General features: G+C 55.1%; 14 protein-coding genes, 2 tRNA genes and 3 pseudogenes. 4 read left to right on the top strand and 15 right to left on the bottom strand.

Features of this window, described 5'->3' with window-relative positions; all coding sequences use genetic code 11:
* Positions 1-89 precede the first annotated feature (89 nt).
* Together lpxH and ppiB are read right to left on the bottom strand one after the other, a co-directional pair.
* Complete coding sequence (lpxH, locus tag AC6I8M_RS14070) at positions 90-806, bottom strand: UDP-2,3-diacylglucosamine diphosphatase (RefSeq protein ID WP_058948952.1); 717 nt, start codon at positions 804-806, stop codon at positions 90-92.
* The gene (ppiB, locus tag AC6I8M_RS14065; RefSeq protein ID WP_010618495.1) at positions 806-1,300 is read right to left on the bottom strand and encodes a peptidylprolyl isomerase B; all 495 of its coding nucleotides are present in this window, start codon (positions 1,298-1,300) and stop codon (positions 806-808) included. Before ppiB ends, lpxH begins: the two co-directional genes overlap by 1 nt.
* A gap of 218 nt (positions 1,301-1,518) precedes the next feature.
* Between ppiB and cysS the strand changes: the two genes are divergently transcribed.
* A complete protein-coding gene (gene cysS, locus AC6I8M_RS14060; protein ID WP_498013469.1) occupies positions 1,519-2,904 on the top strand; it encodes a cysteine--tRNA ligase in 1,386 nt (461 codons plus the stop codon).
* Between the two features lie 82 nt (positions 2,905-2,986).
* Here cysS and ybcJ read toward each other — a convergent pair whose 3' ends face one another.
* Both ybcJ and folD read right to left on the bottom strand, forming a co-directional pair.
* Complete coding sequence (ybcJ, locus tag AC6I8M_RS14055; RefSeq protein ID WP_010618497.1) at positions 2,987-3,199, bottom strand: ribosome-associated protein YbcJ; 213 nt, start codon at positions 3,197-3,199, stop codon at positions 2,987-2,989.
* Positions 3,199-4,065: a bifunctional methylenetetrahydrofolate dehydrogenase/methenyltetrahydrofolate cyclohydrolase FolD gene (gene folD / locus AC6I8M_RS14050; RefSeq protein ID WP_010618498.1), complete on the bottom strand. Its 867-nt coding sequence runs from the start codon at positions 4,063-4,065 to the stop codon at positions 3,199-3,201. The genes ybcJ and folD overlap by 1 nt, the downstream gene beginning before the upstream one ends.
* Positions 4,066-4,240: 175 nt before the next feature.
* On the opposite strand from folD, the gene AC6I8M_RS14045 reads away from it, so the two are divergent.
* From AC6I8M_RS14045 to AC6I8M_RS14035, 3 genes and pseudogenes are all read left to right on the top strand, one after another.
* Positions 4,241-4,744: a DUF1198 family protein gene (locus tag AC6I8M_RS14045; protein WP_041387738.1), complete on the top strand. Its 504-nt coding sequence runs from the start codon at positions 4,241-4,243 to the stop codon at positions 4,742-4,744.
* Positions 4,745-4,839: 95 nt separating this feature from the next.
* Positions 4,840-4,916: transfer RNA gene (locus AC6I8M_RS14040), tRNA-Arg, on the top strand.
* A gap of 220 nt (positions 4,917-5,136) precedes the next feature.
* A pseudogene (locus tag AC6I8M_RS14035) lies at positions 5,137-5,559 on the top strand (aldehyde dehydrogenase family protein); the annotation flags it as partial.
* A 443-nt stretch (positions 5,560-6,002) separates the two neighbouring features.
* Here the strand turns inward: AC6I8M_RS14035 and AC6I8M_RS14030 are convergent.
* From AC6I8M_RS14030 to AC6I8M_RS13980, 11 genes and pseudogenes are all read right to left on the bottom strand, one after another.
* Entirely contained in the window at positions 6,003-6,464 is a 462-nt protein-coding gene (locus tag AC6I8M_RS14030) for a hypothetical protein (RefSeq protein WP_010618019.1), read from the bottom strand.
* Between the two features lie 426 nt (positions 6,465-6,890).
* A tRNA-Thr gene (locus tag AC6I8M_RS14025) sits at positions 6,891-6,966 on the bottom strand.
* Positions 6,967-7,164: 198 nt separating this feature from the next.
* Positions 7,165-8,856, bottom strand: coding sequence for a putative phage tail protein (locus AC6I8M_RS14020; protein ID WP_498013468.1), 1,692 nt, complete (start codon positions 8,854-8,856; stop codon positions 7,165-7,167).
* Positions 8,857-9,058: 202 nt separating this feature from the next.
* Positions 9,059-9,292 (bottom strand): hypothetical protein, encoded by a 234-nt coding sequence (locus AC6I8M_RS14015; RefSeq protein WP_010618017.1) that lies wholly within the window; start codon positions 9,290-9,292, stop codon positions 9,059-9,061.
* Between the two features lie 46 nt (positions 9,293-9,338).
* Positions 9,339-9,683, bottom strand: a pseudogene (locus tag AC6I8M_RS14010) (DUF7940 domain-containing protein).
* Between the two features lie 2 nt (positions 9,684-9,685).
* Positions 9,686-10,153 (bottom strand): lysozyme family protein, encoded by a 468-nt coding sequence (locus AC6I8M_RS14005; RefSeq protein ID WP_058948951.1) that lies wholly within the window; start codon positions 10,151-10,153, stop codon positions 9,686-9,688.
* A gap of 178 nt (positions 10,154-10,331) precedes the next feature.
* Entirely contained in the window at positions 10,332-10,610 is a 279-nt protein-coding gene (locus AC6I8M_RS14000; RefSeq protein WP_010618015.1) for a transcriptional antitermination N peptide, read from the bottom strand.
* A 414-nt stretch (positions 10,611-11,024) separates the two neighbouring features.
* Complete coding sequence (locus AC6I8M_RS13995) at positions 11,025-11,756, bottom strand: S24 family peptidase (RefSeq protein ID WP_041387342.1); 732 nt, start codon at positions 11,754-11,756, stop codon at positions 11,025-11,027.
* Between the two features lie 353 nt (positions 11,757-12,109).
* Positions 12,110-13,363: pseudogene (proA, locus tag AC6I8M_RS13990) on the bottom strand (glutamate-5-semialdehyde dehydrogenase).
* A 182-nt stretch (positions 13,364-13,545) separates the two neighbouring features.
* Complete coding sequence (locus tag AC6I8M_RS13985; RefSeq protein WP_022547375.1) at positions 13,546-14,241, bottom strand: hypothetical protein; 696 nt, start codon at positions 14,239-14,241, stop codon at positions 13,546-13,548.
* The gene (locus AC6I8M_RS13980; protein WP_022547376.1) at positions 14,242-14,484 is read right to left on the bottom strand and encodes a DUF551 domain-containing protein; all 243 of its coding nucleotides are present in this window, start codon (positions 14,482-14,484) and stop codon (positions 14,242-14,244) included.
* Positions 14,485-14,503: the final 19 nt, after the last annotated feature.

The raw sequence follows: 14,503 nt of genomic DNA, 5'->3' as shown, positions 1-14,503 counted from the left end.
CAGGTAAAGAAGGGCACAGAGAATAGCACAAGACAGCGGCAAGGAAAACGGTTGCGTGGGCGGAAAACCGGCATTTCCGCCGCAAACAATCAGAAAGGAAATTCGATCAACTGCACGCCCTGTGCGTCCAGCTGAATCATTGATCCGCGCTCATGCCACGCGCCCAGCACCGCGCGTTGCGCTGGCGTGCCGGCGAGGTCGAACTGATGAATTGCCGGGCGATGGGTGTGACCGTGAATCAGGATCGGCACCTGCTGGCGCGTCATTGCCGCGGCTACCGCCTGCGGGTTGACGTCCATGATGCTCAGTGACTTGTGCTGGTTGGCCTGCTTACTGTCGGCCCGCATCCGCGCAGCAATGCGCATACGCAGACGCAACGGCAGCGCGAGAAACAGCCGCTGCAGCCAGCGCTGATGCACTTTGGCGAGAAAACGCTGATAACCGTGATCGTCAGTACACAGCGTGTCGCCGTGCATCATCAGCACGCGCTGACCATAGCGCTCCAGCACCTGCTCTTCGGGCAGCAGCGTCATGCCGCTGGCGCGGGCAAACTGTTGACCTAACAGGAAGTCGCGATTGCCGTGAATGAAGAATTTTGGCACCGGCAGGGCACGCAGGGCGTCGGCGATCTGCTGATGCAGCGGATTAGGATCGTCATCGCCAATCCAGGCTTCAAACAGATCGCCGAGGATGTAAAGCGCATCACACTGCTGCGCTTCCCCCTGCAAAAAATGCAGAAAACCGGCAGTGATTGCCGGTTCTTCCTGACACAGATGTAAATCTGCGATAAACAGCGTGCGCGACATTACTCTCTGACGGTCACTTTCTGGATGATCACGTCATCAACCGGCACGTCCTGGTGCATGCCGCTGCGGCCGGTTTTCACTGCTTTGATTTTTTCGACTACGTCCATGCCTTCAACCACTTCAGCAAACACGCAGTAACCCCAGCCCTGCAGGCTTTCGTCACGGAAGTTCAGGAAGTCGTTATCGGCAACGTTGATGAAGAACTGTGCGGTGGCCGAGTGAGGTGCCTGGGTACGTGCCATCGCCAGCGTGCATTTGGTGTTTTTCAGGCCGTTATTGGCTTCGTTGCGGATGTCTGCTTTGGTGGCTTTCTGCTTCATGCCCGGCTCGAAACCGCCGCCCTGAATCATGAAACCGTTGATCACGCGGTGAAAAATGGTGTTGTCGTAGAAACCTTCACGGCAGTAGTCCAGGAAGTTCTGTACAGTAGCCGGCGCTTTGTCATCGAAGGTTTTGATTACGATATCGCCATGGTTCGTCTGGAAAGTGACCATTATATTCGTCCTGTGGAGGTTGTCGTCAGTATCAACTGCCGCACCGGCAAGGCGGCGGGGCATTTTTGTAGACGCCTCTTATATCACAATTTCCAATAACGCGTCAGTAAGGCAACGGCAGTTGCGAAGCGAGCGATGCACAAGTCGGAAAAATACGGCACAATAACCGGCTACATCAAGAAGGCGTATCCCGCACACGTAAACAACGGAATCGTTCAATGCTAAAGATCTATAACACCCTGAGTCGCCAGAAAGAGGAACTTAAACCCATTCATGCCGGTGAAATCGGTATGTACGTGTGTGGAATCACGGTTTACGACCTCTGTCATATCGGCCATGGGCGTACCTTTGTGGCATTCGACGTGGTCGCGCGTTACCTGCGTTACGTGGGCTATAAGCTGAAATACGTGCGTAATATCACTGACATCGATGACAAGATCATCAAACGTGCCAACGAAAACGGTGAAAGCATCGAAACGCTGACCAACCGGATGATCGCCGAAATGCACAAAGATTTTGCCGCGCTGGGTATTCTGCCGCCGGATCTCGAGCCGCGCGCTACGCGCCACATCGGGGAGATCATCGAACTGATCGGCAAGCTGATCGATCGCGGCCATGCCTACGTAGCGGATAACGGCGACGTGATGTTTGATGTGCTGAGCGATAAAGATTACGGCGTGCTGTCGCGTCAGGATCTCGAACAGCTGCAGGCCGGCGCGCGCGTAGAAGTGGCAGAAGTGAAACGCAACCCGATGGACTTTGTGCTGTGGAAAATGTCTAAAGCCGATGAGCCGGCGTGGAACTCACCGTGGGGTAACGGCCGTCCGGGCTGGCACATTGAGTGTTCGGCGATGAACTGCAAACAGCTTGGCACCCATTTCGACATCCACGGTGGCGGTTCAGACCTGATGTTCCCGCACCATGAGAACGAAGTGGCGCAGTCGACCTGTGCACACGATGGCCCGTACGTGAACTACTGGATGCACTCCGGCATGGTAATGGTCGACCGGGAAAAGATGTCTAAATCGCTCGGCAACTTCTTTACCGTGCGCGATGTGCTGCAGCATTACGATGCGGAAACCGTGCGCTACTTCCTGATGTCCGGCCACTATCGCAGCCAGCTCAACTATGGCGAAGATAACCTGAATCAGGCACGTGCGGCGCTGGAGCGCCTTTACACCGCGCTGCGCCATACCGATGCCAGCGCGACGCCGGCTGGCGGTGAGGCGTTTGAAGCACGCTTCCGTACCGCCATGGACGATGATTTCAACACGCCGGAAGCTTACTCGGTGTTGTTTGATATGGCGCGTGAAGTGAATCGTCTGAAGAGTGAAGATAAAGCCGCCGCCGATGCGCTGGCAGCGAAACTGCGTCAGCTGGCCGATGTGCTGGGCATTCTGCAGCAGGATCCAGAACAGTTCCTGCAGAGTGGCGCACAGGTGAATGCCGATGAAGTGGCGGAGATTGAACACTGGGTGAAAACCCGCGCCAATGCGCGTGCCGCAAAAGACTGGGCGCAGGCGGACATCGCGCGTGACAAGCTGAATGAGCTGGGCGTTATCGTGGAAGATGGCCCGAAGGGGTCAAGCTGGCGCCGTAAATAACAAAAAGGGCGAACTGCGGTTCGCCCTTTTTATCATCAGCGATCGACTGGTGTAGGGTGCGCATTCATGCGCACCTAGCTAGTCAGGCCACAACCGTTACGCGCTGACCGGCAAACTCAACCGTCTGACCGGGAAAAATCTTGCAGCGCTTACGCGTCTCGATGGCACCATCGACGCGCACTTCGCCTTCGTCGATCACCGCTTTGGCCTGCGCGCCGCTCTCGACCCAGCCTTCCAGCTTCAGCAGATCGCACAAATCAACGTGCGCATGTTTACCCAGTGAAAAACTCGCCATTATGCCTGCTCCACGTCGTGATACTGCTCGCACGCCAGCAGCGTGTTCTCAATCAGCGTGGCGACCGTCATCGGGCCAACGCCGCCCGGTACAGGCGTGATGTAAGCTGCGCGCTCAGAGGCTGACGCAAAATCCACATCGCCGACCACTTTGCCGCTTTCCAGTCGGTTAATACCGACATCAATCACAATCGCACCCGGTTTGATCCAGTCGCCCGGGATAAAGCCCGGCTTACCGACCGCCACCACCAGCAGGTCGGCATGCTCAACGTGATGGCGCAGATCTTTGGTAAAACGGTGAGTGACAGTGGTGGTGCAGCCGGCCAGCAGCAGCTCCATGCTCATCGGGCGACCAACGATATTCGATGCGCCAACCACCACGGCGTTCAGGCCGTACGTATCAATGTTGTAGCGCTCCAGCAGCGTCACGATGCCGCGTGGCGTACACGGACGCAGCTTAGGGGCGCGCTGGCACAGACGGCCGACGTTATAAGGATGGAAGCCATCAACGTCTTTATCCGGCGTGATGCGCTCCAGCACTTTGACATTATCGATCCCGGCCGGCAGCGGCAGCTGCACCAGAATGCCATCGATAGCGTCGTCATTGTTCAGCTCATCGATCACATCCAGCAGCTCGGCTTCGCTGGTGCTGGTGGGCAGGTTATAAGCGTGCGACACAAAACCGACCTCTTCGCAGGCGCGGCGTTTGTTAGCGACATAGATCTGCGATGCCGGGTTTTCACCGACCAGCACCACGGCCAGGCCAGGGGCGCGTTTACCGGCAGCGAGACGCTGCTGCACTTTTTCGGCAACCTCAAGGCGCACCTGCTGCGCAATCGTTTTACCGTCAATAATTTTTGCTGCCATCAGAGAGGAAATCCATCTGTAGAGAGTTGAATCGGGGATGGCGCCTATTCTGTCAGAAGCGCGTGCGGCTGTCAGTCACAGATTCGTTTACGCGACCTGTTTCCCGATTTTTCGCCATGGCGCGCGCCAGGCTTAGCGCGTATTATGCCCGCCAGGCAATGATGTGGAACACGTGATGATTTGGTTGATGCTCGCCACGCTGGCGATAGTGTTTGTTGTGGGATTTCAGCTGCTGACCGCCGGTTCGCGCCACGCCGCGCAGGCGCTCAGCAAGCAGCTGCAGCTGCCGCCGGTGCACGTCGAATCGCTGCTTGCGCAGATGGGCAAAGAGGCGGCAAATGAGTTCACCGATTACATTCGCGGCGACAACGAAGCGCACCTCAATAATGGCGCGGCAGTGCTGCTGATTTGGCAGGTGCTGATTGTCGATGGCAGCGATGAGAACGCACAGCGCTGGCATCACCTTCTGACGAAGGCGGGGTTCTCCGCCCTGATTTCACGTCAGCAGCTGTTGCTGGCGCTGGGGTTCCTGCGCCAGCTGGAGCCGGACAGCCAAGAGCTGCATGCGTTACGCGAGCAGTATAATGCGCGCTTCACGCAGCAGGGGATTGAACTGGAAGGGGAATCCGCGGAGGTGAGTAATCTGGTCTCGCTGAGCGAGTGGCGTCAGCGTCATTAAGGCGAATTGTTCATTCCCTCGACACTCTGCCGTCCGTTGGCGGCAAAAACGTTGACGCGCCAGCGTGCCGACGTATAATCCGACGCATCTTCTATGCGTCCTTAGCTCAGCTGGATAGAGCACCGGCCTTCTAAGCCGTAGGTCACAGGTTCGAATCCTGTAGGGCGCGCCATTTAAAATCAATGCGTTATGTGAATTTCCCTCTGTAAATTAAAAGTAACAGGTGTTCTAACGGGTGCTGTTACCTCTTTGAGAGTCAACCCATTCTTCATAATCTTTTTCAGGCCAGCCTAAGAAAGTACCGCTTCTACTTTTCTGTGGAGCTGGGAAGTCTTTCTTTTTTGCCCACATCCGCCACAAGGTGGGATGGCTTTTGCCGGTTAGCTGGCACAATTGTGCTTGGCGAACAACAGGGCGCGCGCCTGCTGAGCGGCGGCAGCGGCCGCCCGGATGGGCTGCACCACGGCTGGTATATCCGCCCGACGCTGTTCAGCGATGTCACCAATGAAATGCCGCTGGCGCGCGAAGAGATTTTTGGCCCGGTGCTGAGCATCCTGACCTACCGCGATGAAGCCGAAGCCATCGCCATGGCCAACGACAGCGATTACGGCCTGTCGGCACTGGTGATCGATGCGGATGAACAGCGTGCACGCAACGTAGGAGAACAGCTGATCGCCGGCCGCGTGATGATCAACACGCTGGCACACGAACCGCGCGCGCCGTTCGGCGGTTTCCGCCACTCCGGCATAGGCCGGGAGATGGGACAAGCGGGTATCAGCGCGTTTCTGGAACCGCGCGCGCTGATTGCTGGTTGAGAACGATCTGAGCGCCGCAGTTGATCGCACTGCGGCGCAGGGTGTAATGCCAGAGCCGTGTTCCTCTCTTTAGATTGTAACTGTCCCGATCTTCTCAAGTGAATATTTTTCTATGGCAGACGCCAGGGCGATCCAAAATTTTATTACCATGAAATATGAAGGTAGTAATCATCCTGCGCCATCTCAGGCTGATCGCATTTCAGCCTGCACCAGTTCATGCATTTGAGAAATCGCGATTTTAATATACTCCTCCTGAGGTTTAAATCTCGACATGTGTCGAACGCAAACAACAGGAACAATTTTATCTTTGAATCGCCCAACGAAACCAAACGTTGTGAAATAACCCTTTGGATGGGAATACATCAATGTATCTTTATCGCCAAAATGCTTCAGTAACAGGCTTGCAGCGGAGAGTGATGACAGTCCGTTGCTGTGGACAATAATCAATTCCGGATACACAATGGTAGTGTTACTTCCTCAAAAAAAGACATTGAGTTTTTTATTAGCCCTTCCATTGTCTGGTGATGTTTGATGGCTTCCTGTTTTAAGGATTCTGCGTTTTCGGACCACATCATCAAAGCATTGGTGTAAACAACATCCTGCCAGTTATAACCCAGACTGGCTGGAATTTGCTGTAAACGTCTGGCCAGATGGGTAATCCCCCACGATCCCTGCGTTCCTTTTTCCACGTTTGAAACATCGGGTTCTTCATAATCTTTAATTATCGAGTTTGCATTTGATATGTGAGCATCCACCGCAGAGCCATTGAATCCCAGCATGATAAGACGCTTTCTGGCTGGAGGAGCCGCTAAAAGCTCAAATGCGTTATCAAAAGGTCTGCCGGGAAGATTGCTGAGATCAAACCTGGCTAATCCATCTAAAATAAACTTTTTTGTTATTTCCATATCACCCTCAATTCCACTGTTATGTCAAAGCTGTCTTCTGTTCTATCGAGGCGGTCTTTTCCTTACCCAAATCGCTTTGAGTTTAACCGCCACATTAGAGTCATTAAAATGGCTTAAAGAAAGGTCATCCTGGACGGTAAGCATTATCCTGATGAGTTTGTAATTAAATCGCTAAAACAGATTATTAATTGTGGCCATTCTGTTTACAGCGTGGCAACACTTACAGGAATGACTTTCCGCAATCTTAGGCCTGAATAAAGGCGTGGTCACTTTACCATACTGTATTGAGCGCGGGTACGCACATCCGACGCATATCACCTTTCTGCGCATGCAAAAAATCGACACGTTTATGGGTGTTTAGGGCATAAATCTGTCACACAGGCTGAATCGGGACGGTAAGAATATTAGATAAGGGATTGATTTAACTGGTGCCGGAAACAGGAGTCGAACCTGCGACCTTCGCATTACGAATGCGCTGCTCTACCAACTGAGCTATACCGGCATTGAGGCGGGAACTACGGGGAGTAAACATAGAAAAATCGGGGGGATGAGTCAAGATGGTGCCGGTTAAGTGCTGCGTTTTTCAGCATCACCCGCGCTAGCCTTACGATTTTGACGTGGAAAAACCGCGGCGAACAGCGCCCTCTCGCGCCAAGCACAAAAAAAGGCGAGGCCGCAGCCTCGCCAAAAGGTGCTGGCCTCAATCGTAATAAGGAAGCTTACGATCGACACCGTTGATATTGACCAGCACAAAGCCCGTCGGCGTAGTTTTATTGGTCGGCGTACCTGCTGCCGTCGCGACGGTAAGCACGCCTTTCTCGTTAGCCCCAATACCCGCGACGCCATTGTGCAGGCCAAAGCGCGCCGCCGGTTTGAGGGTGCCCATTTTGGTGGTATCCGTCACCACCGAGAAATCAGGCTGGAACAGCGAGCAGGAGCCGGCTTCAAAACGCGTCGGACCGGTGGTCTTCAGGTTAATCAGCGTGTCGCCGCTGTTGGCGCGCAGCTTCACCCATACCACGGCATAAGTGGTGCCGACGCGGCTGTAGCGAATATCCAGCACCGCCGGCTGCCCCATATGGCAGGCGTCAGCCCATACCGTTTCCAGCCGCTGCAGGTTAATACACGTTTTACCGGTGCCCGCCAGATTGACCGGCGAGGCGGCCGTTCCGGTTGGCTGGGTGACGTGGGCTTTACCAATCAGCTCCATCACCCACTGCTGATTTGCCGTCGGGAAGAACAGCTGGCCGAGGCGATACCAGTTATCGGTGTCGGTATTGTTGGTGACTTTGTGGCCGCTGTAATAGCCCGCGCGGAATGAGCCGATGATCAGCGTGCCGGCCATATCGTTCGAGATCTTAGCCCCGGACTGCAGGCCAATCTGGCGCATGATGACGCGCGCATTATTGAGATTGAACGGCGTGCCGCAATCCTCAATGTTCAGCGTATCAATGCTCCATGCACCGTCCGACAGATCGCCCGGATTACGCATGTGCTCAATCCACACGTTACGCATGATGCCCTGCGTCACGCGCGGCATGTACAGCGTGGCGTCGCCGTAGCGGGTCAGGAAGTTACAGTTGCAGATTTCGATAGCCGTTGAGTGGTCCCACTTGCCGTTTGGCGAGTTCGACCAGCCAATATCAAACACCCGGCCATAGGTCCACAGCGAGTAGATCTGGTCGAATTTACTGTCGAGCGTATCCAGCGCTTTAATCACCGTACCGCCGCTGTTTTGCGCACGGAAACAGTAAATATTTAACATGGTGCCTTCGATGCAGGTGTTTTCGAAGAACGGCTGCACATTGGTGCACATCTCGGCGGTGATGGTGCCGGTGTTGGTGGTGACGTCGGCCGATGCCTGACCGTGCCAGGTAATGCCTTTGATCGCGGTTCGCCGCGCCTTCACTTTGAACACCGTATTGGCACTTTTGTCGGAGATGATGGTGACGCGCGGCAGCGAACCCAGCTCCACGTCATCCCCCTGCAGACCAAAAAAGGCGATCTCGGTGGCGCTGATGTCGATCGGGTTAATCAGGAATTTACCGCCCGGGAAACGCACCGGCAGGTCACGAATGTTACCGCTGTAGCCCTGCGTCCACGCCAGCATGCGGTTAAAGGCGTCGGTATCGTTGGCGTAACCGTCCCCTTTCGCGCTGAAGCGGTAGACGTTGACGTCGGCCGGATCGTTGATCACGCGTTTCCAGTAAAAGCCATTGCCGACCGCCAGCGTACCGCCATCATCGGCGGCCGTGGTGGTACCGATGAAGCCGGTGAAATCACCGCCGCCACGGAAGGTGGAGTCCGGATTATAGCGGCGCAGGAACGCCAGATCGCCGTTTTTGGCCGGCACAGTGGTACGCAGTTCAGCAAAAGAGTTAACTTCGATCATCTTAGCCTCCTCGGCATTTCAGGTTTGCAATACAAAGCGAGAGAACAGCGTCAGTGCGCCGCTGGGCGGCAGTGCTGGTCCCAGAGATCGTTGTGGTTGTTGATGGCGCGCACGGTGCGAATGTCCATGCGTTCGGCGTCATTGCCGTGGGTGTAAAATCGGGGAAAATAACGAACAGGCGGAGTCGATAACGACGGGCGCCTCAGGGTTGGTGGTATTTCGACTGCTGCAGCTTGTCACGAGCAGCAGCGTCATCAAGATTACCGTTGCGGGTTTCCACACGTCTGGCCTCCTCACGCAGCAGCTGCTGCTGCTGATTAACTTCAACCGCCTGCGCTGCGGTCTTTTCGGCCTGAGCAACATCAGCTTTCGCCTGCTGCTGCACCTTGCCGATTTTTTTGCCGCCGGCGTAGCTGGCAATCAGCGCGGCAATCACGCCGCCAGCCAGTGCCAGCTGCCGGCAAGCGGAGAAAGAAGAAAGCTCATGGTTTGTCCTCCAGCGTTTTTCTCTGCTCCACTAGGTTCTTCTGACGCACGAACTGCGCCAGTACGCCCATCGCCACCATGAAGGCGCCGATCAGGCCGAGATAGTTGTGCGGCAGGATCTCTTTGATATCCGCCGGCAGCGCGTTCCACGCATCCAGCGCTGACGAGGGAAACGACTGCACCTAGGCGCTGAGCATCGAACCCAGCGACGCCAGCCACACCGAACAGGTTTTAAACAGCAGGCGCGCGTGTTTAACAAACTCCAGCGTGGTGAAGCGCTGCAGCAACAGCAGTAGGATGATGGCCGCCAGCACGGCGATAACGAACAACAGCCAGCGCATGTTCATAACAGCCCCCGATAAATGTCATAGGTGCCAGTGCGCATCACTTCGGCATGACGCCGGGCGCGCCCCGCGGTTTGCCGGGCCCACAGGCTATCAAGCATGGCATTCGCCGCCGCGTCGAAATCGCGTTGCGTCACCGCAGTGATCATGCCGCGAAACAGCGCCATACCGTCGACGCCCATCTGGTAGGCCATGCTGATCAGCACATCGCTGCGCGCTTCATTGCATTGACTCAGTGCCTGCTGCACCAGCGCGCGCTGCTGCATCTCCTGCACCTTGCCCTCAACGATGCACTGCTTCCACACGTCGCCAACGCGGCGCGGCACGCGGAAGATATAGTGGCTGAGCGACGCGCCTTTCGGCCCGATGCGAATAACGCCCGCAACGGTGGGAAACCCCTGCGTGTCGAGGTAAGGCGCTTCGCGGTATCCCTCTTCGAAATTCAAAATGGCAATGATTTGGCTCATAACGGTTCCTCTTTGACGGGCGCAACGGCATGAAAAGCTGCGCAAATAACCACAACACATAAACCTCGCTGATCGGTTGCGCCGGGCGGCAGGCAGCCGTTAAGCGCAACGCTCAAGCGCAACTAAACAGTGAGGAAAGGTGAAACGTTCCGTTCAGAACTGGAAAAACAGCAGAGAATTAACGCACGGCGTACAGATGAACGTGGGGCAAACAGCAGTTATCGAAGCTGGGGTTGTCGTTGCAGGGCCGCGTGGGCGCCAGTACTGCGCGGTCTACCCGGGAGCGGATTTCCCGCTGGCAGATGCGCTCGGCGGTGCGCAGGGTGATCTCATCACACTCCAAGCCCAGGGCAGTGTCGATGCTGCGCTTCAGGCGGCTGAGCGGCTGACGCCGCCGGTGGCGACGTGTGCGCGCGTTACCGCTAAAGACTGATTTGCCATATTGAATAATCGCCATAACTCCTCCTGTGAATGAGTCTTTGGCGATGGGGTGGTGAGCACGGCGATTCGGCACAGACCGGGACGTCCGTGGCCCCTCTGCAATCACCCACAACTGGCTTGCCCGGCCGTAAAAAACGGCCAGGCATAAGCAGAGGAGAGTGAAAGCAGAGGACAACTGACGACGCTGCTAAGTGCGTATCCACCCCATCCCAAAATTCACTGACTTTGGGTGGGTTGTCTCGCGCTTGTGCAGCGCCTCAATTGTTTAAGAGCGGGCTCATCCGGGAGCAGAGATGTCGTCCATCTATGGTCAAATTATTAATAGTTTCTAATGCATTGGCAATGCACTGAAAGTTAATTTTTTATTTACCTGCAGTTAAATTTTTGATTTCAGCCGGATTATTTTTTTTGCCAATTAGCGCACTGATGCTCAGCCCAGAATCTGATAGTCACGCGCTTGGCTCATGATGACGCGGGCAATCACCTGCAGCGATGCCGCTTCGTCCAGCGTCAGATACCAAGTCTCGTAGCGTTTGTTGTCGGAGATCACCGCCACCTTCTTGTGCTGTAACTGCAGCCGCTTGAGGTAGAGCTGGTTGTCGAGATTGAACAGGTAGATGCCGTCGCCGTCGAAGCGGTGCACGCTGATATCGACGAACAGCTGATCGCGCGGTGCGAAGGTACCGGCCATCGAGTCACTGTTCAGGGCAATCAGCCGGATATTTTCGGCCGGACGGCCGTTAAACAGCACGCGCGCCTCATCCAGACCGTATTCAATCGCCTGAATGGTCTCGACCAGTTCATCGCGCGCGACAATACCCTGTGCGCTGCGTTGCCCGATATCCAGGCTTTCAACGCGGAACATGTGCTGCGGATCGATCAGGCGCTGACGGGCAAGCGCCACATCCGGTTTTTCCATGCCGAACTGCAGCCACTCCACGCGCACGCCTAACAGCTGGCTGAGCGCCAGCAGATTACTGTCATCCGGAATGGATTGCGCGTTAAACCATTTCCAGACCCCTGGAGTTGAGATCCTGCATCCCCGTTGTTGCAGTGCCTGAGCGACCTGTTTGTTCCGTCCATATCCGACAATTCCCGCGCTCTTGCATGCAGCAATCAGCCTGGCAGTAAAAGCTTGTCTCGTACTCTCTTTTTTAACCATCAGTTAATAGTCTGCCATCAGTAAAAGACTGAATGTTATTTTCATTTTTGCTACCAGTTCATTTTATATTACCGCTAGTTTACTACCCAACCGCTTTTATCAATAAAGCTGGACGATCATTATCCTCTTTGCCTTGGTGGAAACCAGTAATGAATTTCTGACAGCTTGTTCTGACAGGGGTTTTCAGGATTGTTCTGTAACGCTGAGACCAGCACCCACAGCAAAAAATGGGCGAAAAGCCGCAGGCGCGCCACAGATGACAGGAATAAAACGAAAAGCTCTGGAAATAACTGGATCGAAAGCGATCAAAAAGGGCACCGCGTCAGATGCCCATTGTGATGCCGGAGAGAAAACTAACGGCGCAGGGTATCGTCGCCCCAGCCAATCCATTTGTAGGTGGTGAGCGCTTCGAGGCCCATCGGACCGCGCGCATGCAGTTTCTACGTACTGACCGCCACTTCAGCGCCGAGACCAAACTGGCCGCCGTCGGTAAAGCGGGTGCTGGCGTTGACGTACACTGCTGATGAGTCGACCTGATTCACGAAGCTATTGGCGTTGCCAATACTGCGCGTCAGAATGCCGTCGGAGTGCTGGGTACCGTGCGCGCGGATGTGCGCGACCGCTTCATCGAGGTCCGCCACCAGCTTGACGTTCAGATCGTTCGACAGCCACTCATCGTCGTAATGGTGCATCTGCACCGCCACCACGCTGGCCGGGCCCTGCTGCTGCAGCGCCAGCGCGTTTTCGTCGGCGTGTAGCGCAATGTTGTCCTGCGCCATACGCTGCAGAAACGCTGGAATGAAACGCTCAGCCTGATCGCGATGAATCAGCAGGGTTTCCAGGGATTTACAGGCGCTGGGACGCTGCTTCTTGGCGTTGACGATCACCTCCAGCGCGGCGTCCGTCTCCATGGTTTCGTCGAGATAGAGATGGCACACGCCGATGCCGCCGGTGATCACTGGAATGGTGGAATTTTCGCGGCACAGCTTGTGCAGCCCGGCGCCGCCGCGCGGGATCAGCATGTCAACGTAGCGATCCAGCTTCAGCAGCTGATTCACCAGTTCGCGATCCGGGTTCTCAATTACCTGCACCGCTGCTGCCGGTAAACCATGCTCGATGAGCGCGTTCTGGCTCACCCGCACCGTGGCGGCGTTGGTGCGGTATGTCTTTTTCCCGCCGCGCAGAATCGCCGCGTTGCCGGTTTTCAGGCACAGTGACGCCACATCGACCGTGACGTTCGGGCGCGCTTCGTAGATCACTCCGATCACACCGAGCGGCACGCGACGTCGTTCAATGCGCAGGCCGCTATCGAGCAGCCCGCCGTCGATCAGTTGGCCAACCGGATCGGCCAGACGGCACACCTGGCGCACATCATCCGCGATGCCTTTCAGGCGCTGCGGGTTGAGTGTCAGACGATCGAGCAGCGCCGCACCCATGCCACTGGTGCACGCATCGGCCAGATCCTGCTGGTTGGCCGCCAGAATGTCGGCGCTTTCCGCTTCCAGCCGATCGGCGATGGTCAGCAGTACCTGATTTTTTTGTTCGGTGGAGAGCTCCGCCAGTTTGTACGACGCCTCACGCGCCGCTTTACCCATCTGTTCTAACATCATCCGCTCCTTAACTGACGATCATATCGTCGCGGTGCACCGCAACCGGGCCATATTCTGATAGGACGTGAGATATTTAAACGGGAAACGTGCGATAAATGTGGATCTACCTGGGACAAACTGGATCTATCTGGGACAAGTCAGGGTGATTAAGTTACACATAGTGAAACAGGAATCATCACTCAAATTAATCGATTCTTGAAATCATGTTGCTGCTTGAAGTCGTATCCAGTTGAGTCGGTAGAAGAGCATGATGGCTTTGCTTCTCTTCTCCTGATGTCTATTCTGGTAATTTGATCTGCAGGGATGTAAGTGGCAAGAGCGCCGTAGTCCTGATGAATAACATCCCCATACTCTACCCAGTCATCGCTATTTGCCGAACTTCTATGCGTGACATAGAGAATGACATCGCCGTTATTACCCAGTGTAAAAGGCCCATTTGGAAGTCCCTCGAAGCGTCCAGGCAATCGTGACAGCAAGCCCGAACCATCCTTTAGTACCACAAATACTTCGGTCACCCGATAATCCGTCAGGCCAAACATTTGTTGCCAGGCAGAGTGGGTACCATCAGACCACGAGATATTATGCTTCCGGAGAAACGCGTACAACCGTTTACGCCCATATTTACGCCACGATGCACCCAGGGTCAATGCCAATAACACTGGCAATAACGTTGCCGTGTAAGCATTGACGCCACACCATAGTGTCACGTGGTATATTGCTGTCGGCAACAGGCTAAAAATCAGTGTGGAGAAGAGAATATCAATGGGTTTATGGTGTTCTTTCAGACCGACATTGGCAATAAAATAACCGATGTAGCCAGAGGCCAGTGTTACCAGAGTTGCCCAAGGCAGATCCAACAGCGATGCATCTATCATTCAGTCCTCCTTCGCCCCGTGTTGCCAGGGCTCATTAGTGCTTTCTCGCGGAACAGGTGGCAGCGGCATCCAGTGAGTAACTCCATGGACATCATTGTAGAAATCACCGTCATCCCACTCCCTTCTTTGGCTCAGAAAGCAGACCTTCATATCCCCATAGCTAGAGTAAACTAGCACCCATTGTTCAGGAGCTGGAAGTTGATTTTGACAAGAGATCCAACCATCAGCTGATGAATCGAGCATATGAAATATCCTTCTATTG

The sequence above is a fragment of the Type-A symbiont of Plautia stali genome (genome assembly GCF_059731155.1).
This window is presented reverse-complemented; position numbering and strand designations above follow the sequence as displayed.